The sequence below is a fragment of the Nocardioides sp. NBC_00368 genome, from assembly GCF_036090055.1.
Classification (GTDB): domain Bacteria; phylum Actinomycetota; class Actinomycetes; order Propionibacteriales; family Nocardioidaceae; genus Nocardioides.
Genome location: NZ_CP107970.1, coordinates 4755008 through 4776144 on the forward strand (window position 1 = coordinate 4755008; position 21137 = coordinate 4776144).

At 69.0% G+C, this 21137-nt stretch carries 19 protein-coding genes; 14 read left to right on the forward strand and 5 right to left on the reverse strand.

Annotated elements, in window-relative coordinates:
• Positions 1 to 25: 25 nt before the first annotated feature.
• Positions 26 to 1231 (reverse strand): MFS transporter, encoded by a 1206-nt coding sequence (locus OG984_RS22700; protein ID WP_328528446.1) that lies wholly within the window; start codon positions 1229 to 1231, stop codon positions 26 to 28.
• A 74-nt stretch (positions 1232 to 1305) separates the two neighbouring features.
• Between OG984_RS22700 and OG984_RS22705 the strand changes: the two genes are divergently transcribed.
• From OG984_RS22705 to OG984_RS22750, 10 genes are all read left to right on the forward strand, one after another.
• The gene (locus tag OG984_RS22705) at positions 1306 to 2493 is read left to right on the forward strand and encodes a heparan-alpha-glucosaminide N-acetyltransferase domain-containing protein (RefSeq protein WP_328528447.1); all 1188 of its coding nucleotides are present in this window, start codon (positions 1306 to 1308) and stop codon (positions 2491 to 2493) included.
• A 92-nt stretch (positions 2494 to 2585) separates the two neighbouring features.
• The gene (locus OG984_RS22710; protein ID WP_328528448.1) at positions 2586 to 3182 is read left to right on the forward strand and encodes a TetR/AcrR family transcriptional regulator; all 597 of its coding nucleotides are present in this window, start codon (positions 2586 to 2588) and stop codon (positions 3180 to 3182) included.
• A gap of 44 nt (positions 3183 to 3226) precedes the next feature.
• On the forward strand, positions 3227 to 3940 hold the full coding sequence (gene ccmA / locus OG984_RS22715) for a heme ABC exporter ATP-binding protein CcmA (protein ID WP_328528449.1): 714 nt from the start codon (positions 3227 to 3229) through the stop codon (positions 3938 to 3940).
• The gene (locus OG984_RS22720; protein ID WP_328528450.1) at positions 3937 to 4674 is read left to right on the forward strand and encodes an ABC transporter permease; all 738 of its coding nucleotides are present in this window, start codon (positions 3937 to 3939) and stop codon (positions 4672 to 4674) included. The genes ccmA and OG984_RS22720 overlap by 4 nt, the downstream gene beginning before the upstream one ends.
• Before the next feature lie 139 nt (positions 4675 to 4813).
• Positions 4814 to 6913 (forward strand): molybdopterin oxidoreductase family protein, encoded by a 2100-nt coding sequence (locus tag OG984_RS22725; protein ID WP_328528451.1) that lies wholly within the window; start codon positions 4814 to 4816, stop codon positions 6911 to 6913.
• Entirely contained in the window at positions 6910 to 8445 is a 1536-nt protein-coding gene (locus OG984_RS22730; RefSeq protein WP_328528452.1) for an FAD-dependent oxidoreductase, read from the forward strand. The genes OG984_RS22725 and OG984_RS22730 overlap by 4 nt, the downstream gene beginning before the upstream one ends.
• Entirely contained in the window at positions 8442 to 11069 is a 2628-nt protein-coding gene (gene nirB, locus OG984_RS22735; RefSeq protein ID WP_328528453.1) for a nitrite reductase large subunit NirB, read from the forward strand. Before OG984_RS22730 ends, nirB begins: the two co-directional genes overlap by 4 nt.
• Entirely contained in the window at positions 11066 to 11413 is a 348-nt protein-coding gene (gene nirD / locus OG984_RS22740; RefSeq protein ID WP_328528454.1) for a nitrite reductase small subunit NirD, read from the forward strand. The genes nirB and nirD overlap by 4 nt, the downstream gene beginning before the upstream one ends.
• Positions 11414 to 11501: 88 nt before the next feature.
• Positions 11502 to 12656: a uroporphyrinogen-III synthase gene (locus OG984_RS22745; RefSeq protein ID WP_328528455.1), complete on the forward strand. Its 1155-nt coding sequence runs from the start codon at positions 11502 to 11504 to the stop codon at positions 12654 to 12656.
• A complete protein-coding gene (locus OG984_RS22750; protein WP_328528456.1) occupies positions 12653 to 13333 on the forward strand; it encodes a sirohydrochlorin chelatase in 681 nt (226 codons plus the stop codon). The genes OG984_RS22745 and OG984_RS22750 overlap by 4 nt, the downstream gene beginning before the upstream one ends.
• Before the next feature lie 63 nt (positions 13334 to 13396).
• Here the strand turns inward: OG984_RS22750 and argJ are convergent, their stop codons facing one another.
• Both argJ and OG984_RS22760 read right to left on the reverse strand, forming a co-directional pair.
• On the reverse strand, positions 13397 to 14545 hold the full coding sequence (gene argJ, locus OG984_RS22755; protein WP_328528457.1) for a bifunctional glutamate N-acetyltransferase/amino-acid acetyltransferase ArgJ: 1149 nt from the start codon (positions 14543 to 14545) through the stop codon (positions 13397 to 13399).
• 173 nt (positions 14546 to 14718) lie between these two features.
• Positions 14719 to 15180 (reverse strand): hypothetical protein, encoded by a 462-nt coding sequence (locus OG984_RS22760; protein WP_328528458.1) that lies wholly within the window; start codon positions 15178 to 15180, stop codon positions 14719 to 14721.
• Between the two features lie 332 nt (positions 15181 to 15512).
• Here OG984_RS22760 and OG984_RS22765 point away from each other — a divergent pair, with 332 nt between their 5' ends.
• The 3 genes from OG984_RS22765 (at position 15513) to OG984_RS22775 (ending at position 18453) form a co-directional block, all read left to right on the forward strand.
• The gene (locus tag OG984_RS22765; RefSeq protein ID WP_328528459.1) at positions 15513 to 17354 is read left to right on the forward strand and encodes a phosphoenolpyruvate carboxykinase (GTP); all 1842 of its coding nucleotides are present in this window, start codon (positions 15513 to 15515) and stop codon (positions 17352 to 17354) included.
• A 167-nt stretch (positions 17355 to 17521) separates the two neighbouring features.
• On the forward strand, positions 17522 to 17896 hold the full coding sequence (locus OG984_RS22770; protein WP_328528460.1) for a DUF805 domain-containing protein: 375 nt from the start codon (positions 17522 to 17524) through the stop codon (positions 17894 to 17896).
• Positions 17897 to 17955: 59 nt separating this feature from the next.
• Positions 17956 to 18453, forward strand: coding sequence for a PGPGW domain-containing protein (locus OG984_RS22775; protein WP_328528461.1), 498 nt, complete (start codon positions 17956 to 17958; stop codon positions 18451 to 18453).
• A gap of 55 nt (positions 18454 to 18508) precedes the next feature.
• Here the strand turns inward: OG984_RS22775 and OG984_RS22780 are convergent, their stop codons facing one another.
• Together OG984_RS22780 and OG984_RS22785 are read right to left on the reverse strand one after the other, a co-directional pair.
• A complete protein-coding gene (locus tag OG984_RS22780) occupies positions 18509 to 19852 on the reverse strand; it encodes a hypothetical protein (RefSeq protein ID WP_328528462.1) in 1344 nt (447 codons plus the stop codon).
• A 26-nt stretch (positions 19853 to 19878) separates the two neighbouring features.
• Positions 19879 to 20448 carry a hypothetical protein gene (locus tag OG984_RS22785; protein ID WP_328528463.1) on the reverse strand — a complete coding sequence of 190 codons (570 nt, stop codon included), beginning with the start codon at positions 20446 to 20448 and terminating at the stop codon, positions 19879 to 19881.
• Between the two features lie 187 nt (positions 20449 to 20635).
• On the opposite strand from OG984_RS22785, the gene OG984_RS22790 reads away from it, so the two are divergent.
• Positions 20636 to 21055, forward strand: a complete 420-nt coding sequence (locus OG984_RS22790) for a hypothetical protein (protein WP_328528464.1) — start codon at positions 20636 to 20638, stop codon at positions 21053 to 21055.
• Positions 21056 to 21137 lie beyond the last annotated feature (82 nt).

The following is a 21137-nucleotide window of genomic DNA, read 5'->3' on the forward strand; positions in this document are numbered from 1 at the left end:
CACCATTCGACCGACGGGAGACGGGTCAGTCGCGAGCGGCGAGCCAGGACCAGGTCAGCGAGGTCAGGGCGAGGGCGAGGACGGCGGTGGCGACGCCCCACCAGCCGACGACGTACGCATAGCCCAGCAGCCAGCCGAAGAGGCTCGAGCCGCCGTAGTAGAAGAGGTTGTAGAGGGCGCTGGCCTGGGCCTTGCCGACCTTCGCGCGGGCGCCGACCCAGCCCGAGGCGACGCCGTGGGCGCCGAAGAAGCCGGTGGTGAGGACGAAGAGGCCGGTCAGGACCATCGCGAGGTTGTCCGGGAAGGTCATCGCGACCCCGACGATCGTGATGACGACGCAGGTCAGCATCACTTTTCGTCGCCCGTGCGTGGCGGCCAGGCGGCCGGCGACGGAGGAGGAGACGGTGCCGCCGAGGTAGGCGAAGAAGATCTGGCTGGAGATCGCCACGGGGAGTCCGAAGGGGTCGCGCTCGAGGCGGAACCCCAGATAGTTGTACGTCGCCACGAACCCGCCCATCAGCAGTGCCGCCTGCCCGTAGAGGACGAGCATGCCCGGGTCGCGGAGGTTGGCGAGCACCCCGTCGCGTACGGACGTCGCGGGCTTGCCGGTGGGGCGCACCCACCCCTGGGCGCGGGGGATCAGGGTGATCGCGATGATCGCGGCGATCGCGGACAGGACGCCGCCGGCGGTGACGCCCAGCCGCCAGCCACCGAGGTCGGCGAACGGGCCGGTGATGACCCGCCCGAGAAGGCCTCCGACGGTGGTGCCGGAGATGTAGATGGCCGCGGCGAGGCTGACGTGGCGTACGTGGATCTCTTCGGCGAGGTAGGCGACCGCGAGGGCCGGTACGCCGCCGAGCGCGAGGCCTTCGAGGCTGCGGAGGACGAGGAGCGTGGTGAAGCCGGGGGCGAGCGGGGTGAGCAGGCCGAGGACCAGGGAGATCGAGAGCGCGATCTTCATCGCCGGAGCCCGGCCGATGCGGTCGGCGACCCACGACCAGCCGAGGACGCTGACCGCCAGCCCCAGCGTCGCGGTGGAGACGGTGAGCGCGGCTGAGGCCTCGCTGACCTCGAGCGCGTGCGCGACGGTGGGGAGGATGCCCTGGGTGGAGTACATCTGCCCGAAGGTCGCGATCCCGGCGGCGAAGAGGCCGATCAGGACGCGCCGATAGCCGCTGCTGCCGGCATCGTGTCCCACCCACGAGCGGGTCAGGGCGGTATCTACGGACATCGTTCCCACGGTAAAGCAGGTCTTGTGGGTGGGTGAACCCGCGGGCTGCGTGAGATATCTCTACTCTTGGGGCGATGTCCGCGCTCACCGATCGACTCTCGACGCGTCTCGTCGGTGTCGACGTGGCGCGCTGCCTGGCGCTGCTGGGGATGATGGCGACGCACGTGCTCGACCCGGTCGACGCGACCGGCGAGCTGACCAGGATCCAGGCCGTGGCCGGCGGCCGGTCCGCGGCGCTCTTCGCGGTGCTCGCCGGGGTCAGCCTGGCGCTGATGACCGGTCGTCAGGACCCGGTGCGGGGCCGGGTGCTCGCCTCACGGTCGCTGGGCCTGGCCGCGCGGGCGGTGCTGATCGCCGCGCTCGGCCTGGTGCTCGGTTCGCTCGGCACCAACATCGCGATCATCCTGACCTACTACGGCGTGCTGTTCCTGATCGCCATCCCGTTCCTCGGGCTGCGGGCGCGGTGGCTGTGGCTGCTCGGCGTGGTCTGGGCCGTCCTCGGACCGCTGTTGGCGCAGGTCGTCCGGCCGATGCTGCCGCCGCGACAGTTCGACAGCCCGGAGCCGTCCCATCTGATCGAACCCGGCCATCTGCTCGCCGAGCTGCTCTTCACCGGCTACTACCCGGCCGTCCCGTGGCTGGCCTACCTGCTGATCGGGATGGCCATCGGCCGCATCGACCTGCGCAACCGGCTGGTGGTCTCGATGCTCTGGTCGGGCGGTGTCATCATCTCGGTCTCGGCCACCTGGCTGTCCGGAAGGCTGACCCGGCTGCCGTCGGTGGCCGAGGTGCTGTTGCGCGAATACCCGGGGATGGACATCGACGATGCGCTGACCTCGATGAGCCACGGCCTCTACGGGCAGACGCCGGCCGACGGCTGGCAGTGGCTGCTGGTCGTCGCGCCGCACTCGTCCACGCCGTTCGACCTGGCGCAGACGATCGGCAGCTCCATGTTCGCGATCGGCGCCTGCCAGATGATCGCGCTGCGGTTGCCGTCCCGGTGGCGCACCGGCATGGCGGTGCTGTTCGGCGCCGGCACGATGACCCTCACCCTCTACACGCTGCACGTGGTGATGAGGACCGATGCGGTCTGGCCGCAGGAGACCCCCGACACGTACGTCCTGCATGTGCTCGTCGTGCTGGCGATCGGCGCCGCCGTCACTGCCTGGGGTCGCCCGGGACCGCTCGAATGGGTCGTCGGCCGCCCCGCGGCGTGGCTGCGCCGCACGGAGCCCCGCCCCGAGCGGACGCCGTCGGGTTAGCGTGCTCTCGTGAGCGAGCGTCAGCGAGTGAACCGTCAGCGCATCAGGCGACCGCGTCCGTATTCTCGCGCTTGCGCTACGGAGGTGGTCGCATGAGCACGACGGCACCGCGGCGAGGGCGCAGGCCCGGTTCACCGGACACACGAGCGGCGATCCTGGCGGTGGCTCGGCAGCGCTTCGCGCAGCATGGGTACGCCGCGACCTCCGTCCGCGGGATCGCGACCGAGGCCGGCGTCGACTCCGCTCTGGTACACCACTACTTCGGCACCAAGGAGGACCTCTTCGTCGCCTCGCTGGAGCTGCGGGTCGACCCTCGAGACGTCGTGCCGGTGGTGGCTGCCGGGGGTCGCGACGCTGTGGGGGAGCGGCTCATACGTCTCCTCCTGAGTGTCTGGGACGACGAGGAGTCCCGGCTCCCGCTGATGGCGTTGATGCGCAGCGCCTTCGAGCCGGAAGGGAAGGCTCTGGTGCCGGACGCCTTCGGCAGGCTGATCCTGGGCCCGGTGAGCGAGGCGCTCGAGCTCGATGAACCGGAGCGACGGATCACGTTGGTGGCCTCGCAGCTGGTCGGGCTGGTCGCGCTGCGCTACATCGCCCGCATCGAGCCGCTCGCCTCGGCGCCCGCGGAAACGCTGGTCGCGACGTACGCGCCGGTGGTCCAGGGCTATCTGACCGGGCCTTTGCCGTAGTCCTCTTGCGCGCGACGCCGCGTCGTGCCACATTTCATCATGTGATGAATAACGTGGTGGAGGCATCAGGTCTCCGAGTCGTACGCGGGAAGCGCGAGGTCCTCCATGGCCTCGACTTCTCCATCCGGGCAGGTGAGGTCACCGGGCTGCTCGGACCGTCCGGGTGCGGCAAGACGACGCTGATGCGCGCCATGGTCGGCGTGCAGGCGAAGGTCACCGGGTCGCTCACGGTCCTCGGCCGCCCGGCGGGCTCGGCGGCGCTGCGCCCGCGGATCGGCTACGTCACGCAGGACGCCAGCGTCTACGAGGACCTGACGGTCACCGAGAACCTGAGGTTCTTCACCCGGGTGCTCGGTGCGCCGCGGTCGTCGGTCGCCGCCGCCATCGAGACGGTCGACCTGACCGACCACAAGGACCAGGTCGTACGTGACCTCTCCGGAGGTCAGCGCTCACGGGTCGGCCTCGCCGCCGCGCTGCTCGGCTCGCCGGAGCTCCTGGTGCTCGACGAGCCGACCGTCGGGCTCGACCCGGTGTTGCGCGAGCAGTTGTGGGACACGTTCCGGGACCTGGCCGCCGCGGGTGCCGCGGTCGTCGTCTCCAGCCACGTGATGGACGAGGCCGAGCGCTGCGACCGGCTGCTGCTGATGCGCGAGGGGGCGTTCCTCGCCGACGGCAGCCCGGCGGAGATCAAGCAGAAGGCGAGCGCCGACGACATCGAGCAGGCCTTCCTGGCCCTGGTGAAGGGAGCAGTGCGATGAGCCTTCGACGGACCCTCGCGGTGACCGGGCGGGTGCTCGCCCAGATCCGGCGCGACCACCGCACCCTGGTGATGCTGGTGGTCCTGCCGACGTTGCTGATGTCGCTGCTGTGGTGGATGTACGAGGAGTCGCCCGCACCCATCTTCGACCGGATCGGCCCGGCCCTGCTGGCGATCTTCCCGTTCATCGTGATGTTCCTGGTGACCTCGGTGACCACGCTGCGCGAACGCTCCTCCGGGACGCTCGAGCGGCTGCTCGCGATGCCGCTGGGCAAGGGCGACTTCCTGCTCGGCTACGCGCTCGCGTTCGGGCTGTTGGCCGCCGTGCAGTCGGCCGTTGCCGTCGCGGTCAGCGTGGGTCTCCTCGGGCTGGAGATCACCGGCTCGGTCGCCCTCCTCGTGGTCGTCGCGATCGTCGACGCCGTCCTCGGCACCGCGCTCGGGCTGCTCGTCTCGGCCTTCGCCACGACCGAGTTCCAGGCGGTGCAGTTCATGCCGGCGATCGTGGTCCCGCAGATCCTGCTGTGCGGGCTGCTGGTGCCGCGCGACTCGCTGCCGACGGTCCTCGAAGCCATCTCCGACGTACTCCCGCTCTCCTACGCCGTCGATGCGATGACCCACCTGGTCACCTCCACCGAGACCGGCGACGTCTGGACCGACCTGGCCGTCGTCGGCGGGTTCGTCGTGGCCGGCCTCGCTCTCGGCTCGGCGACGCTGCGGCGGCGTACTCCCTGATCACAGCCGCTTCGACCGCACCATCTGTGAGGTGGTGAGAGGAAGTTGACGGAAGGGGTACCGAGAGCCGATCGGCGCGAAACGTTGACACCGGAATGTAGAGGTCGCCCACCCCCGACCCGAAACGGTGTGAGTACGCGTGACCGACACCCACTGTCCTTACTGCAGTCTGCAGTGCGGGATGACCCTTGTCCGCAAGGGTCCCCGGCTGGAGGTCAGTGAGCGCTCGTTCCCGGTGAACGAGGGTGCTCTGTGCCGGAAGGGATGGACGGCGACCGGGCTGCGCGGCAGCCGGGAGCGGCTGACGACGCCGATGGTGCGCGACCGGGCGACGGGGGAGTGGACCGCGGCGACGTGGGACGAGGCCCTCGACCTGATCGCCTCGAAGCTCGCCGACCTGCGCGACGCCCACGGCGCCGACGCGAACGCGGTCTTCGGCGGTGGCGGGCTGACCAACGAGAAGGCCTACCAGCTCGGGAAGTTCGCCCGGGTCGCCCTCGGCACCTCCCAGATCGACTACAACGGCCGCTGGTGCATGAGCTCCGCGGCCTCGGCCGGCAACCAGGCCTTCGGCGTCGACCGCGGGCTGCCGTTCCCGCTGGCCGACATCGAGCGGACCGACGTCTGCGTGCTCGTCGGCTCCAACCTGGCCGAGACGATGCCGCCGGCGGCCCGTCACCTCGATCGGCTGCGCGAGAACGGCGGCAAGGTCGTCGTCATCGACCCGCGGCTGACCCCGACCGGCGAGCGTGCCGACCTCTTCCTCCAGCCGGTCCCCGGCACCGACCTGCCCCTCGCGCTCGGGGTCCTGCACCTGCTCGACGCGGCCGGCGCCGTCGACGAGGACTACATCGCCGAGCGGACCACAGGCTTCGAGGACGTACGCCGCTCCGTGGCTGCCTGGTGGCCGGAGATGGTCGAGCGGGTCAGCGGGGTCGAGGCCGCGCAGCTGCGCGAGCTGGCCTCCCTGCTGGCGAACGCGGAGAAGGTCATGGTCCTGACCGCCCGCGGCGCCGAGCAGCACGCCCAGGGCACCGCGACCGTCCTGGCCTGGCTCAACGTGGCGCTCGCCCTCGGCATGCCCGGCAAGGCGTACGCCGGCTACGGCTGTCTCACCGGACAGGGCAACGGCCAGGGCGGCCGCGAGCACGGCCAGAAGGCCGACCAGCTTCCCGGCTACCGGATGATCGACGACCCTGCGGCCCGCGCGCACGTCGCAGCGGTCTGGGGTGTCGACCCGGAGACCATCCCCGGCAAGGGCCGCTCCGCCTACGAGCTGCTGGACGCGCTCGGCACCCCCGAAGGCCCCAAGAGCCTGCTCGTCTTCGGCTCCAACATCGTGGTCTCTGCCCCGAACGCCACCCACATCACCTCGCGCCTGACGTCCCTCGACCTGCTCGTGGTCGCCGACATGGTGATGAGCGAGACCGCCGCGCTCGCAGACGTGGTGCTGCCGGTGACCCAGTGGGCCGAGGAGACCGGCACCATGACCAACCTCGAGGGTCGGGTCATCCTGCGGCAGGCGGCGGTCACCCCGCCGGACGGCGTACGTTCCGATCTGGATGTGATCGCGGGACTGGCGGCTCGTCTCGGGGTAGTCCAGGGAGTTTCCGTCGGTTACTCACCGGTAGACCGACCGGAACTCCCTGGACTACCCGGACCGACCTGGTCGACCGACCCCGAGGAGATCTTCGAGGAGCTCCGAGCCGCCACGAAGGGCGGCAAGGCCGACTACAGCGGCATCACCTACGACCGCATCCGCGAGGAGGACGGCGTCTTCTGGCCCTGCCCGGAAGACACCGAGGGCACCCCGCGCCTCTTCGCCGACTCCTTCTTCCACGCCGACGGCCGGGCCCGCTTCATCGACGTCGACCACCGCGGCGCGGCCGAGCAGCCGACCGCCGACTACCCGCTCCACCTGACCACCGGCCGGGTGCTCGCGCAGTACCAGTCCGGTGCCCAGACCCGACGGATCAAGGACCTCCCCGACGAGGGCGCCTTCGTCGAGCTCCACCCGCTGCTGGCCGACCGCGTCGGGGCGCACGACGGTGACCCGGTCGTCGTCCGCACCCCGCGCGGCGAGATGAAGGCGCCCGCGCGGATCGTGACCACGATCCGCCCGGACACGGTCTTCGTGCCCTTCCACTGGGTCGGCGCCAACAAGCTCACCAACGACGCCCTCGACCCCTCCAGCCGGATGCCGGAGTTCAAGGTCTGTGCCGCGGCGGTGAGCGCATGAGCGAGCCCATGAGCGAGCCCACGACCGAGCCCACGACCGGGAAGCGGATCGTCATCATCGGTGGCGGCATGGCCGCGGCCCGGCTCGTCGAGGGACTGGTCGCGCGCGGCCTCGGCCCGCAGACGACCGTGCTCGCGGAGGAGCAGCACGTGCCGTACAACCGGATCCTGCTCTCCGCGGTGCTCGAGGGCACCCACCGCCCCGGGGCGCTCGCGCTGCGCGAGAAGCAGTGGTACGCCGACCGCGGGGTCGACCTCCGCCTGAACAGCCTCGTCGTGGACATCCACCGCGACACCAAGACGGTCGAGCTCGCCGACCGGACGCGGATCCCCTACGACGCCGTCGTACTGGCGACCGGGGCGATCCCGAGCCTGCCGCCGATCCGCGGCGTGGTGCGGATGGACGGCTCGATGGACCCGCGGGTGCAGGCGTTCCGCAGCCTCGACGACTGCGCGCGGCTGCTCGACACGCTGCACGACCACCCGCGGAGCGCGGTGATCGTCGGCGGTGGCCTGCTCGGGCTCCAGGTCTCCCGCGCCCTCGCGGTGCGCGGGATCGAGACTGAGATCGTCGAGGGTCGTGACCACCTGCTCAGCAGCCAGGTCGACGCGTCGGCAGGCAAGGTGCTGAAGCGGTCGATGGCCAAGCTCGGCACCCAGGTCTACCTCGGCGCCCGGGCGACCCGGCTGACCGACGAGGGCCTCAAGCTCGACAACGGCTACACCCTCGAGACCGACCTGGTGGTGCTCACCGCCGGCGGCCGCCCCCGCGCCAACCTCGCCCGTCGTGCCGAGCTCACCGTCAACCGCGGCATCGTCGTCGACGACCAGCTCCGCAGCGTCGACGACCCCGACGTCTATGCGATCGGCGACTGCGCCGAGCACAACGCGACGACCACCGGCTTCGTGAGCCCGGCCTGGGAGCAGGCCGGTGTCCTCGCCGAGGTCCTCGCCGGTAACCAGGCGGCCTATGAGGGACACCGCGTCGTCGCCCGCCTGCGCGCCACCGACCTCGATGTCTGCGTCCTCGGCGAGCCCGAGAACGAGACCGGCGAGGTCGTCGAGATCGCCAACCCGATCAAGGGCACCCACCGCAAGCTGGTGGTACGCGACGGCCGCATCGTCGCCGGCGCCCTCGTCGGTGACCTGAGCCGGGTCGGCCTGATCACCCAGGCCTTCGACCGCCAGACCGTCCTCGGCGAGCACGAGGCCGGACAGCTGCTGCTGCCCGAGCCGTCCTCGTCGGGCTCCGGGATCCCGCAGCTCCCCGACGACGCGGAGGTGTGCGCCTGCGCCGGTGTCAGCGCCGGCCGGATCCGGGCGTGCCGGTCCCTCGAGGACGTACGCGACACCACCCGCGCCACCACCGGCTGCGGCGGCTGCGCGCCGACCGTACGTCAGCTTCTGGCGACTCGGCCCAGTGGCAGCCAGCTCAACGCCAGCCAGATCAGTGCCAGCCAGATCAGTGCCAGCCAGATCAGTGCCAGCCAGATCAGTAACGGGCAGCTCAGTGTGGAAGGAACAACATCATGAGCCCTCACCTCCGCAAGAAGGTCGTCGTGGTCGGCCACGGCATGGTCGGTCACCGCTTCGTGACCGCCGCCATCGAGCGCGGTCTCACCGAGACCCACGACATCGTCGTCTTCGGTGAGGAGCCGCGTCCGGCGTACGACCGGGTCGCCCTCACCAGCTTCTTCGAGGTCGGCGCCGAGGCACTCTCCTTCCTACCCTCCGGCGTGTACGAGGACCCGCGGGTCACGCTGCGCACCGGCACGAGCGTCGTCGAGATCGACCCGGCGGCCCAGACGGTGATGCTCGCCGACGGCGAGGAGATGGCGTACGACGAGCTGGTGCTCGCCACCGGAGCGGCACCGTTCGTGCCGCCGGTGCCGGGCTCGGAGCTCGGGAACGTCTTCGTCTACCGCACGATCGAGGACCTCGAGGCGATCCGGGAGGCTGCGAAGACCGCGAAGGCCGGTGCCGTGATCGGCGGTGGCCTGCTCGGGCTGGAGGCCGCCAACGCGCTGCACCAGCTCGGGGTCGAGACCCATGTGGTCGAGCTCGCGCCCCGGCTGATGGCCGTCCAGGTCGACGACGCCGGCGGCAACACGCTGAAGCGTCACATCGAGAAGCTCGGCCTCACCGTCCACACCGGGGTGATGACGGAATCGATCTCGCCGGACTCGATCGAGGAGATCGCGGTCGTCGACGAGGACGCCGACGGCATCCTCGACGGCAGGGTCAGCGCGCTGAAGTTCAAGGACGTCGAGGAGCCGCTGGCGGTCGACATGGTCGTCTTCTCCGCCGGCATCCGGCCGCGGGACGCGCTGGCCCGCGCGGCCGGCCTGGACCTGGCCGAGCGCGGCGGCGTGCTCGTCGACGAGCAGTGCCGCTCCTCCGACCCGCACGTGTGGGCGGTGGGCGAGTGTGCCGCCCCCGGCGGGAAGATGTACGGCCTGGTGGCCCCCGGCTACGACATGGCCGAGGTCGTCGCCGACGCCCTGCTCGGCGGTGCCGGCACCTTCACCGGTGCCGACATGTCGACGAAGCTCAAGCTGCTCGGCGTCGACGTCGCCAGCTTCGGTGACGCGCACGGCACCACCGAGGAGTGCCTCGAGCTCACCTACTCCGACGCCGTCGCGGGCGTCTACAAGAAGCTGGTGATCAGCGAGGACGGCACCCGCCTGCTCGGCGGCGTGCTGGTCGGCGACGCGAGCGCCTACGGGCTGCTCCGGCCGATGGTCGCCTCGGGCATGACGCTTCCGGAGAACCCGGAGGAGCTGATCCTCCCCCAGTCCACGGGCGGTGGGGGAGGGATCCAGCTTCCGCCGGAGGCGCAGATCTGCTCGTGCAACAACGTCACCCGCGGTGACATCGAGGCGGCCGTCGACAACGGCTGCGAGAGCGCCGCGGACGTCACCAAGGCCACCAAGGCGGGAAGCACCTGCGGCTCCTGCAAGGTGCAGGTGAAGAAGATCGTCGAGGACTACTTCACCGCCCAGGGAAAGACCGTCGACACCTCGCTGTGCGAGCACTTCAAGATGACCCGCGCCGAGCTCTTCGACGTGGTGCTGATCCACGGCTACAAGACCTTCGACGAGATCATCGAGGCCCACGGCACCGGCCGCGGCTGCGACCTGTGCAAGCCCGCCGTCGCGAGCATCCTGGCGAGCCAGCTCAACGGGCACGTGCTGGCGAAGGAGAACCGCAAGCTCCAGGACACCAACGACGCCTACCTGGCCAACCTCCAGAAGAACGGCTCCTACTCGGTCGTCCCGCGTATCCCCGGTGGTGAGATCACGCCCGAGGGCCTGATCGTGATCGGTGAGGTGGCCAAGGAGTTCGGCCTCTACACCAAGATCACCGGTGGCCAGCGCATCGACATGTTCGGCGCCCGCATGGAGGACCTGCCCGCGATCTGGAAGCGCCTGGTCGACGCCGGGTTCGAGTCCGGCCATGCCTATGGGAAGTCGCTCAGGACCGTGAAGTCCTGCGTCGGCTCGACCTGGTGCCGCTACGGCGTCCAGGACTCCGTCGGCCTCGCGATCATGCTGGAGACCCGCTACCGCGGGCTGCGCTCGCCGCACAAGCTCAAGGGTGGCGTCTCCGGGTGCGCCCGCGAGTGCGCCGAGGCCCGCGGCAAGGACTTCGGTGTCATCGCCACCGAGAAGGGCTGGAACCTGTACGTCGGGGGCAACGGTGGCGCCATCCCGGCGCACGCCCAGCTGCTCGCCGGCGACCTGAGCACCGAGGAGCTGGTCCGCTACCTCGACCGCTTCCTGATGTACTACGTGCGTACCGCCGACCGCCTCCAGCGCACCTCGACCTGGATCGACTCCCTCGACGGAGGCCTGGACCGGGTCCGCGAGGTCGTGGTCGACGACGTCCTCGGCCTGGGCACCGAGCTCGAGGCCGCGATGGCCACGCACGTCGACGGCTACTTCGACGAGTGGAAGGCGACGATCGAGGACCCGGAGAAGCTCAAGCGGTTCGTCTCCTTCGTCAACGCCCCCGAGATCCCGGACCCCAACATCTCCTTCGGGTCCACCCGTGGCCAGATCGTGCCGGACGTCGCTGACGGCCCGGCTGTTGTCGGACCGGTGGGGCTCGGTGCCACCATCCCTGTCGGCGCACCCAACCTGGAGGAGTCGCGATGACCCAGACGCAGACCCAGACGTACATCTCCGTCTGTCGCCTCGACGACATCGACCCCGAGACCGGCATCGCTGCGCTGGTCAGGGGCGAGGCCGTGGCCGTCTTCCGGACCCTCGACGACCGCGTCTTCGCGCTCTCCAACTTCGATCCGTACGGCCACGCCTCGGTGCTCGCCCGGGGCATCGTCGGCACGCGTGGCGAGGTGCCGTTCGTCGCATCGCCCCTGCTCAAGCAGCCGTTCGCGCTCGAGACCGGTCTGTGCCTCGACGACCCGTCGGTGTCGGTCGCGACCTACGAGGTCGAGGTCGTCGACGGCGAGGTCCGCATCGGGGCCCGCCGGGGGTAGATCACGCCTGTGAGGCCGTGAGCGAAAGTTAGCGCCGACGATCGAGCAGCCCGCGTACGACGAAACGCTGCCGCCGCAAGGTGGAAGCATGGCGGTGCAGAATGCTCAGGAGATCTACGATTCCGATGTGGACAGTGGCGCGCTGAGCGGCTTCCGCGTCGGGGTGACCGCGGCGCGGAAGGCCGAGGAGCAGATCAACCTGCTCGAGAGGCGAGGCTCCCAGGTGGTCTGGGCGCCCGCGCTCTCCGTCGACCCCAACCGGGTCGACGCCGGTGCGCTGCGCGCGGTGACCGAGCAGATCATCGGCCAGAAGATCGACATGTTCCTCGCGACGACCGGCATCGGGATGCGTACCTGGTTCGACGCGGCCGAGGAGTGGGGGCTGCTCGACCGGCTGCTGGAGACGCTCGGCGGCGCCGAGATACTGGCACGCGGACCGAAGTCGGTCGGAGCGCTCCGGCGACGGGGCCTGCGGGAGCTGTGGGCACCCGAGTCGGAGGAGTTCGACGACGTCCTGGAGCACCTGCGCGGCCGCGACCTGACCGGCAAGCGGATCGTGGTGCAGGAGCACGGCCAGTCGCTGTCGATGGTCGCGCACGCACTGACCCGGCAGGGTGCCGAGGTCATCAACGTGGTGGTCTACCGGGTCGAGTCGGCCTCGGACCCCGAGCCGATGTTCCGGCTGGTCGAGGTCCTGGCCGACGGTGAGCTGGACGCGGTCACCTTCACCTCCGCGCCGGCCGTGGCCGCGTTCATGCAGGCGGCCGGCTCGGTCGGCCTGCGCGACGAGGTCGTGGCGGCGTTCCAGGCCGATGTCGTCGCGGCCTGCGTCGGTCCGGTGACCGCCGCCGCCTTCGAGATGTGGGGCGTGCCGACGATGGTCCCCGACCGCTCCCGCACCGCGGCCATGGTCAAGATGCTCGAGACGGAGCTGCCGCTACGTCGCTCCGGACTGATGATCGAGCTGGTCGGCGGTCACCAGCTGCTGCTCCACGATGACGCGGTCATCCTCGACGGAGCCGAGGTCAAGCTCTCCCCGGCCCCCGCCGCCGTCCTGGGCGCGCTCGTCGCCAACCCCGGCAACGTCGTCTCCCGGCAGGCCCTGCTCGCCATGCTCCCCTCCGGCACGGCCGGCTCCGAGCACGCGGTCGAGATGGCGGTCGCCCGGCTCCGCTCGGCGCTGGGCACGAAGACGATCCAGACCGTCGTCAAGCGCGGCTATCGGCTGGCGGTGGCCTCATGAGACTCGTCGTCGCCGCCCACGGGACCCGGCAGCTGCTCGGCAACGCCGTCGCCTCGATCATCGCCAAGCGCGCAGGCCGTGTGCTCGCGATGGAGTCGAAGGCTGCGTACGTCGAGCTCTGCGAGCCGCTCCTGACCGATGTCCTGGCGGAGGGGCAGCCATCCGTGGTGGTCCCGCTGCTGCTCTCGACCGGCTACCACATCAAGGTCGACCTGCCGCAGGCCGCCGAGGGGCTGCCGGTGACGATGGGTCGCGCGCTCGGGCCCGACCCGTTGCTGGCCTCGGCCCAGGTCTCCCGGCTGGTCTCCGCCGGCGTCACGCCCGGCCGGCCGGTGGTGCTGGTCGCCGCCGGGTCCAACGACCCGGACGCGCGCGCCGACATCGCGACGGCGGGCGCGCTGCTGGAGGAGGTCTGGGGCGGTCCCGTCCGCGTGGCCACAGTCTCCGGCTCCGGCGCTCCGGCCCTGGGCGAGGTCGTACGTCCCGGCGACGCCGTCTCGCCCTACCTGCTCGCCCCCGGCTTCTTCTCCGACATGGTCCGCGCCCGTGCCGAGGCCGCCGGTGCGGAGACCGTCGCCGACGTCATCGGTCCGCATCCCGACGTCGTCGAGCTGGTCGTACGCCGCGCCTCCGATCTCATCGGCGAGGTCGGCGGCGGACAAGCGCGGGTCGGGTAGACGCCGTCCCCCGCTGGTCGAGCCGCCGTAGCCGGCCTCGCGGCTCGACCAGCGAAAAGACTGTCAGGTCGTGTAGTCGGCGTTGATGCGGATGTAGCCGTCGGTGAGGTCGCAGCCGTAGACCGTGAACTCTCCCTCGGCGATGCCGAGGTCGACCTCGATCGAGACCTCGTCGCCAGACAGATAAGTCGACAAATCCGCCAATAGATTTGCCGAGACCTGGGCGGGGTAGGTCTCGGTGCCGCCGAAGGCGATGCGGACGTGCTCGGGGGAGATGTCGGTCTCCTCGCGGAGCTTGCCGATCGCCATGGCGACCCGGCCCCAGTTGGGGTCGGCACCGTGGACGGCGGTCTTGACCAGCGGTGAGTTGACGATGGCCTTGCCGACCCGCTTGGCCTGGGCGTCGTCGCGGGCGCCGCCGACCGAGACCGTGATCAGCTTCGAGGCTCCTTCGCCGTCCGAGGCGATCTTCTTCACCAGGGCGAGCGCGGCGTCGTAGAGCGCCGCCTCGAACTCGGCGAGGTCGACCGCGCCCGCCGCCCCGGAGGCGAAGATCGCGGCGGTGTCGGAGGTCGAGGTGTCGGTGTCGATCGAGACGGCGTTGTAGGTGCGGTCGACGACCCGGCGGAAGGCCGCGTCGAGATCGGGGGCGGACACCTCGGCGTCGGTGAAGAAGTAGGTCAGCATGGTCGCCATGTCGGGCTCGAGCATCCCGACGCCCTTGGCGATGCCGACGATGGTCGCCCCACCGACGGTCCGGGTCTCGATCTTGGCGATCGTGTCGGTCGTCATGATCGCCGCCGCGGCGGCCTCGAAGTCGGCCTCGCCGGCGGTGCCGGCGAGCTTCTCCAGGGCGGGCGTGAGCACGTCCATCGGGTACTGCACACCGATCACGCCGGTCGACGCGACCAGCAGCTCCTCGGGGCGGACCCCGACGATCTCGGCCGCCAGGCGGCGTACCTCCAGGGCGTTGGCCTCGCCCGTCGGGCCGGTCGCGACGTTGGCGTTCTTCGAGATCGTCACCATCCCGCGGAACGCGGTGAGGTCCGAGGATCGGGAGAGCAGCACCGAGGCGCCGGCGAAGCGGGATCGGGTGAAGACCGCCGCGCTCGTGACCGGGCCCGAGGGGGCGGCGACGACGGCGAAGTCGTCAGCGCCCTCCTTGAGACCGAGGTTGGCGGTGACTCCGACGAATCCAGCAGGCTGCGACATAGCCGGATTCTATGGCGGTCGGTTGGCGTCGCACGACGAGTCTCGCGCTCGTGGCCGGCCGCATCGCGAGACGGTGTGGCGTACCGGACGGGCACTTCCTGGACTTGGAGGGTGTTTCAGTGCCCGTCAAGCCCAGGGATACCCGGTCGACCGGGTATCCCTAGGCCCGCGGCCTATGTCCGCAACCAGGCGAACGCGGCCGCCTCGAGGATCATCCACGAGCGGAGTACGCGACCCACGAACGTGATCCCGACGAAGAGCATCAGGTTGGCCTTGAGCGAGCCGTAGACCACCGCGAGGATCGCCAGCGGCGGCAGGCCGCTGAGCGCGGCGACCGCGAGCAGGCCGCCGGCGTAGGCGGGCCGGCCCTGCGTACGCCGCTCCCACTTCGCCATCCGCTGCTGCCACTTCTCACAAGCCATCTTCTTGCGGACGAAGGGGAGAGAGGTGGTGCCGTGGCCGGCGTAGTACCAGAGGACCTTGGAGCTGGTCTGGCCGATTCCCGCCACCAGGGCGAGGATGAGGGCCGAGAAGGTCAGGTTCGAGGCGGCCACCGCGAGGTAGGTCTCGAAGTTGATGACGGGGAAGAGTCCTCCGGTGAAGGACGCGGCGAAGGTCCCGAGAATGAGGTCCATCAGCCGACCTCTGGACCGCGCAGGAGTTGAAACAATTCAACGGAAGTGTGTTGGGGGATCACCCGCGAAACCTTAGATGTAATTCGTGTCACGATGCGACATCGGCGTCACATCCACATTACGGACGAGCCTCCGAAATGAGGCGTTTCTCACTTAAACATGGGGGTCACGAGGGTATCGGGACCGGCTATCGGAACATCGCCTGCGGTTGGATCGATCAATTGTCCAGGCCCGTGATGGATGACCCACTCTGGTGCACGGTACCCCGGTTGGAGGCCTCTTCAACTGGGGTAACGTGCCTGCAATCGGCGAAACTTTTGAAGGGTGTCGGAATGGTTGACGTGGACAAGGTCCTCGATGAGGCGGGGCTGACGAATCCTCATGTGCGGGAGTATGTCTCCTACTGGGCAGGGGTGACCGGAGCCGAGCAGATCGAGGTTGTCAGCGCAGCCGACGACGAGCGGCTCCTCCAGGAGTCGCTGGAGGCCGGTGAGCTCCTCCCGGTGACGGGCGGTCGCTACTACAGCCGTTCCTACAGCAAGGACACCGCGCGCTCCGAGGAGCGCACCGTGGTCGCCACCTCCAACCCGGAGGACAAGGGCGTCTACAACAACTGGAAGCCCGCGGACGAGACCGTCAAGACGCTCACCGAGCGGATGACCGGCGCCTCCAAGGGCAAGACGATGTACGTCATCCCCTACCTGATGGCTCCCGCGGGCAGCCCGCTCGAGGCCTACGCCGCCGGCGTCGAGCTCACCGACAGCCGTCCGGTCGTGCAGCAGATGATCCGGATGGCCCGTGTCGGCATCGACTACATCAACAACCTCGAGGACCCGAACTCGTTCGTCCGTGCCGTGCACGTGACCGGCGACCTGCCCAACCTCGGGCAGGGGACCGACAACGACCAGCGTCTGTTCGCGACGGTCGCCGACCAGCGTACGATCCTGCACTTCGGCTCCTCCTACGGCGGCAACGCGCTGCTGGGCAAGATCGCCCACGGCCTGCGCCAGGCCTGCTACGACGGCCGCGCCTCCGGGAAGTTCCTCGCCGAGCAGTTCCTGCTGCTGGGCATCAAGGACAAGGAGACCGGCGAGGACTTCCACGTCGTCGGCGGCTTCCCCTCGGCCTCCGGCAAGACCAACCTCTCGATGACGCTCTCGCCCGACGCCCTCGGTGAGCGTTACGAGGTCACCTTCTACGGCGACGACATCGCCTGGATCTGGGTCGGCGAGGACGGCAAGCTGCGCGCCTTCAACCCGGAGAACGGCGTCTTCGGTGTCGCCAAGGACACCAACGAGAAGACCAACCCGGGCGCCATCGAGGCGATCCTGCCGGGCTCGGGCGCGATCTTCACCAACGTCGCCTACAACGAGAAGACCCAGGAGGTCTGGTGGGAGGGGCTCACCAAGCACCACCCGGACGACCTCGACGGCTGGATCGACTGGAAGGGCGAGCGTCTCGCCGACCGGCTCGACTCCGAGCTCCGTGAGCCGTGGGCGCACCCCAACTCCCGGTTCACCACGCCGATCTCGAAGGTGCCCAACGCGGCCCCCGACTTCGACGACGCCGCCGGTGTGCCGATCGACGCCATCATCTTCGGTGGCCGCACCCGTGACCGCGAGCCGCTGATCCGCGCGATCACCGACGTGGCCGAGGGCGTCTACGACGGCCTCACCCTGGGTGCCGAGGCGACCGCCGCGGCCGACGGCCTCGAGGGCGTGCTCCGCTACGACCCGATGTCGATGCGTCCGTTCCTCGCCTACGAGGAGGGCGACTACGCCCGCCACTGGCTGAAGATCATCGGCGAGGCCAGCGACAAGCCGGTCTTCGCCCACGTCAACTGGTTCCAGCGCGACTCCGACGACGGTCACTTCCTGTGGCCCGGCTACCGCGAGAACGTGCGCGCGCTGCTGTGGCTGCTGCAGTTCAAGAAGGGTGAGGTCAAGGGCCAGCAGAGCCCCGTCGGCATCATCCCGACCGAGGACGAGCTCGACCTGCGTGGCCTCGAGCTGCCGCAGAAGGACCTCGACCGGATCCTCACCCTCGACCTGGCCCGCTGGAAGCAGGAGATGGGCTTCCGCGAGGAGCACCTCAAGCAGTTCAAGCTGCCCGAGGAGATCTGGGAGGCGCACAAGCGCGTCGCTGCTGCCATCGACGAGGCCGCTCAGGCCTGATCGAGACCACAGCCGGGGGCGGCGTACGGAATTCTCTTCCGTACGCCGCCCTTCGATGTTTCCGTGTGCGTCCGTTTCCTACGGGAAGATGAACTTTGTCTAGATCTGGGACAGATGCCCGGCCAGACATTTACGCAGTCGATCTCCGCCACCTAAGGTTCCTGCCCGTGACGATCCCCATTAGCCAGCCGCTTCGTGCTGCCTCGATCACCGAGGCGTACGCGCGGTTCTGGAAGAAGTACGCGACATTCTCGGGTCGCGCCAGCCGCACCGAACTGCTCTGGCCGATGCTCGTGAACCTTCTGATGCTCATCGTCCTCGTCCTGGCACGGAACGACGTGGTGAGTCTCGTGATCGGTCTCTATGCGCTGGTCGCGTTCCTGCCGACCATCGCGCTCGGTGCGCGCCGGCTGCACGACATCAACCGCTCCGGCTGGTGGCAGCTGGTCCTGGTCGTACCGATCGTCGGTGACATCGTCCTCGCGGTGCTGTGGCTGAGGTTCCCGAGCCCCGAGGGTGTGAAGTACGACCTGGCCGCATGACCCCTCGTAAAATTCCCCTGGTAGTTCTCGGGGTTGTCCCCGAATGGCAGGCTATTGACATGAAGTCCCTCGCAGGAGCCGCCGCGAAGCGGCTCGCCTTCGAGACCCTCGGCTGGCTGCTCGTGGTCGCCGGGATCGCCGCGATGGTGCTGCCCGGCCCAGGGCTGCTGATGCTCTTCGGTGGACTTGCCGTGCTCTCCCGCCAGTACGCCTGGGCCCGCCGCTACGTCGAGCCGGTCCGTCTCCGAGCCCTGCGCGGGGCCGCCGAGGGCGTCGAGACCTGGCCGCGGATCATCCTGTCCACCCTGGGGGCGCTCTCCATCGGTGCTGTCGGCGTGGTCTTCCTGATCAACCCGCCCGCGCCTCACTGGTGGCCCCTCGAGGCGTCCTTCTGGCTCCTCGGCGGCGACTGGACCGGCATCACGCTGCTGGGCTCCTGCGTCATCGCCCTCGCCGTGCTCGGCTACTCCTACAAGCATTTCCACGGTCACCCCGACGCCCGCCACCAGCTCGACGAGGACATCGAGCACACCGGCGAGATGAACAAGGTCGCCTGACGCGCACGAAAGAACCGACCGTCGGCTTCGACGGTCGGTTCTTCGCGTAGTGGTGCTAGGCCTTCCGGCCGTTCTTGTCGGTGTCGTCGCTCTGTGGCGGGTTCGGGGTCCAGCCGCGGGCCGCGTTGGGGTCCAAGACGTCGCTCGCCGTCTCGGTCCAGTCGTCGCTGTAGTCGGCCTGCCAGTCCTGGTCCTGGCCGTTGCGCCGGTCGTTCTTCTTGCCGCTCCGGCCGCCGGCCCCGCCGACTCCGCCGCGCCCGCCGCGGCTCCCCGCTCCGGTCGGACCGCCTCGGGCGCCACGCCCGCCAGCGCCGCGGGCACCTGCCCCAGCGCCTGCACCACGCGCGCCTGCCCCGGCTCCGCGTGCCCCGGCGCCGGCTCCGGCACCCGCGCGGGCACCAGCGGCGCCGGCCCTGGCGGCTGCGGACCTCGACGTGGCTCCGGGCGTCGCCGCCTTCGCCGACGCCCCGGCTGCGAACTTGCTGGCAAGAGCCTTGGCCACGCCCGCCCCGAGCAGAGCCCCACCGCCACCGATCGCGAGCGCTGTCATCCCGCCCGTACCGCCCGCGAGCGGCGCGAGCCCGTCAGCCGTCTCGACCATCGCGTACGACGTCGAAGGCGCCGGCGAGCCGTCGGCGTTCACCCACTGGGTGCCGTTCCACTCGGGCGTGTTCTCCGCCTCCTGCGCCGCGATGTTCGCCTTCTCCTGGGCGATCAGCTCGTGGCCCCAGCCCTCGGGGTAGAGGGTTCCGGAGTTGTACTTCTCCATCCGGGCCTTCGATGCTGCGATCGCGCTGTAGGAGCCGGGGGATGAGGGAGGCTGAGGGGCCGGATCGTTCGGAGTGCCGGGCTCCTCGGTCAAGGCGCGAACAGGGGGCTGGGAGGTGTAGTTCTGCTGATCGACGATCTCGATCTGCTTGGCAGCGGCAGCCTCGGCGTCGGCGATCGTTGCCTGCTGGGCGTTGTAGGCGTTGCGATCAGCTTGAAGAGCCTTCTGGTTCTGAACTGCTTGGGCCGTATCAATACCCGGGCCGGACTGGGCATACTTAGACGATGACGCGTCTGGCGCGGAGACAGGTTCGAACGAAAGCGTCTGTTCGAGCTTTTCGTGTGTCTTCTGCGCCTGGCTGGTTGTCAGTTGGGCTTCAGTGAGTGCTGCGATGGCATCGGTGAGTTGCTGGACCTTGCTGGTCATCTTGGTAGATGAGGTTCGAAACGCCTGCTGCGCAGCACTCGCAGTGAAGGAAGTCTCCTCGAACGCCTCCGTCACCCGCGTCGCTGCCAGGTCAAGGTCAGTTGCGAGGTCTTGAAAGGCTCGCCGTGCCGTTTCCCAGTCCTGCAACCTAGCGTTGACGTCCTCGGGATTAGCCTTCGCGACGTACTCCTTGAGGATGTTCATCATCGTGCCTCTGGGACCCATGGTGCTCATCCTTCCTCGTCCTGGCCGAACTTCGCCCGGGTAGCCGCTTCCTCCAGCGCTCCGAGGTCCGGGAAGAAGGGGAGGTCGATATCAGGGAGGTTCAGCCGGGCATCCTTAGCCAGATTGTCGAAGAATGGCTGGCTGATCAGGCCGACGGCTGCTGCCATGTCCTTTTCGAAAGCGACTTTCGCATCCTCGTCCGCGTCTTCGACGAAGCGTACGGCGTCATCGAGCCCGTCGACGAAGGCCACCATGGCCTTTGACGTTTCCGACAGGGCGGAGTTGATTCGCTCGGTGGCCAAGTTCATGAGGGTTTCAAGGGTCTGCCCTGTCTTGCTGCCACCAAGGGCGCCCGCACTTGGCTTGTCAACGTGGATCTTGTCGATCTTGACTGTGTCGTCGATGAGAACCTGTTTGATCTTGTTGACGAGGGGCTTGTTGACCCCGGTTGAGCGCGACCCTGTCATCGCCAGCCTCCCGAGTGTGTCCGGATGTTGCTCCAAGTAAACAGCAGACCCCATGGGGTGTCGACCGAGAACGGTTCGCTTAGAAGATGCCGCTACCCTCTGCGGCATGAATACTTCTCGGACGCGACCGAACTTCGTGGTGATAGCGACAGTTGCAACTCTCCTGGTCACGGGGTTCGGGGCGACGGCGTGCGGTGGTGGCGATCCGTCAGGTCCTGAATCGACGGCTGGTGGCGTGCCTACGCAGAGTCCTTCCCCGTCTGAACCGGCGACTGAGTCAGCGTCTGACTGGAAGGTGGCCGAGACCAGCGGCGCGCAGTTCAAGACACCTCCGGACTGGACGGTTCGCGTGGAGGATGGAGTCACGCAGGTCATGGGTGCGCCGAAGGACGACCAAGGAAATGAGCCCGGCTTCGGCCTTCTCGATGCAGGCTCGACGTTGGCGTTGACCACTGACGAACTCGCGACGGAAAGCCGTAACAACGTTATCGGTGACTATTCGAAGATCGAGCGCCTTCAAGATGTGAAGTTCGGCGGAACGACGTTTTTTCACATCCGTGGAACAGGTGAGAACCGAACCTATGACCTCTACGGAGCCCTTGTCGGGGACATCCAGGTGACGGTCTCGTGGTCTTTCGGCGTTGAGATGGCGAGCCGCAAGCAGATCGATGCGTGGATCAACCAGGTGATGCCGACCTTCAAGTTCGTGGGCTGAGCCAGCGGCAGTTAACGTCGGACTCGTACACATCCTGGAGCGTATCGACGAGGGCTCTGATGGCTCATTGGAGTCCTGAGGT

What these genes read in the sequence shown, in the direction of transcription:
- OG984_RS22750 (WP_328528456.1), top strand. Translation starts at nt 12,653, where the DNA reads ATGAGACTCGTCGTCGCCGCCCACGGGACCCGGCAGCTGCTCGGCAAC.
- OG984_RS22780 (WP_328528462.1), bottom strand. Translation starts at nt 19,852, where the DNA reads ATGAACATCCTCAAGGAGTACGTCGCGAAGGCTAATCCCGAGGACGTC.
- OG984_RS22785 (WP_328528463.1), bottom strand. Translation starts at nt 20,448, where the DNA reads ATGCCGCAGAGGGTAGCGGCATCTTCTAAGCGAACCGTTCTCGGTCGA.
- OG984_RS22705 (WP_328528447.1), top strand. Translation starts at nt 1,306, where the DNA reads ATGTCCGCGCTCACCGATCGACTCTCGACGCGTCTCGTCGGTGTCGAC.
- ccmA (WP_328528449.1), top strand. Translation starts at nt 3,227, where the DNA reads ATGAATAACGTGGTGGAGGCATCAGGTCTCCGAGTCGTACGCGGGAAG.
- OG984_RS22775 (WP_328528461.1), top strand. Translation starts at nt 17,956, where the DNA reads ATGAAGTCCCTCGCAGGAGCCGCCGCGAAGCGGCTCGCCTTCGAGACC.
- OG984_RS22720 (WP_328528450.1), top strand. Translation starts at nt 3,937, where the DNA reads ATGAGCCTTCGACGGACCCTCGCGGTGACCGGGCGGGTGCTCGCCCAG.
- OG984_RS22760 (WP_328528458.1), bottom strand. Translation starts at nt 15,180, where the DNA reads ATGGACCTCATTCTCGGGACCTTCGCCGCGTCCTTCACCGGAGGACTC.
- OG984_RS22745 (WP_328528455.1), top strand. Translation starts at nt 11,502, where the DNA reads ATGGCGGTGCAGAATGCTCAGGAGATCTACGATTCCGATGTGGACAGT.
- nirB (WP_328528453.1), top strand. Translation starts at nt 8,442, where the DNA reads ATGAGCCCTCACCTCCGCAAGAAGGTCGTCGTGGTCGGCCACGGCATG.
- nirD (WP_328528454.1), top strand. Translation starts at nt 11,066, where the DNA reads ATGACCCAGACGCAGACCCAGACGTACATCTCCGTCTGTCGCCTCGAC.
- OG984_RS22730 (WP_328528452.1), top strand. Translation starts at nt 6,910, where the DNA reads ATGAGCGAGCCCATGAGCGAGCCCACGACCGAGCCCACGACCGGGAAG.
- OG984_RS22710 (WP_328528448.1), top strand. Translation starts at nt 2,586, where the DNA reads ATGAGCACGACGGCACCGCGGCGAGGGCGCAGGCCCGGTTCACCGGAC.
- OG984_RS22765 (WP_328528459.1), top strand. Translation starts at nt 15,513, where the DNA reads ATGGTTGACGTGGACAAGGTCCTCGATGAGGCGGGGCTGACGAATCCT.
- argJ (WP_328528457.1), bottom strand. Translation starts at nt 14,545, where the DNA reads ATGTCGCAGCCTGCTGGATTCGTCGGAGTCACCGCCAACCTCGGTCTC.
- OG984_RS22700 (WP_328528446.1), bottom strand. Translation starts at nt 1,231, where the DNA reads ATGTCCGTAGATACCGCCCTGACCCGCTCGTGGGTGGGACACGATGCC.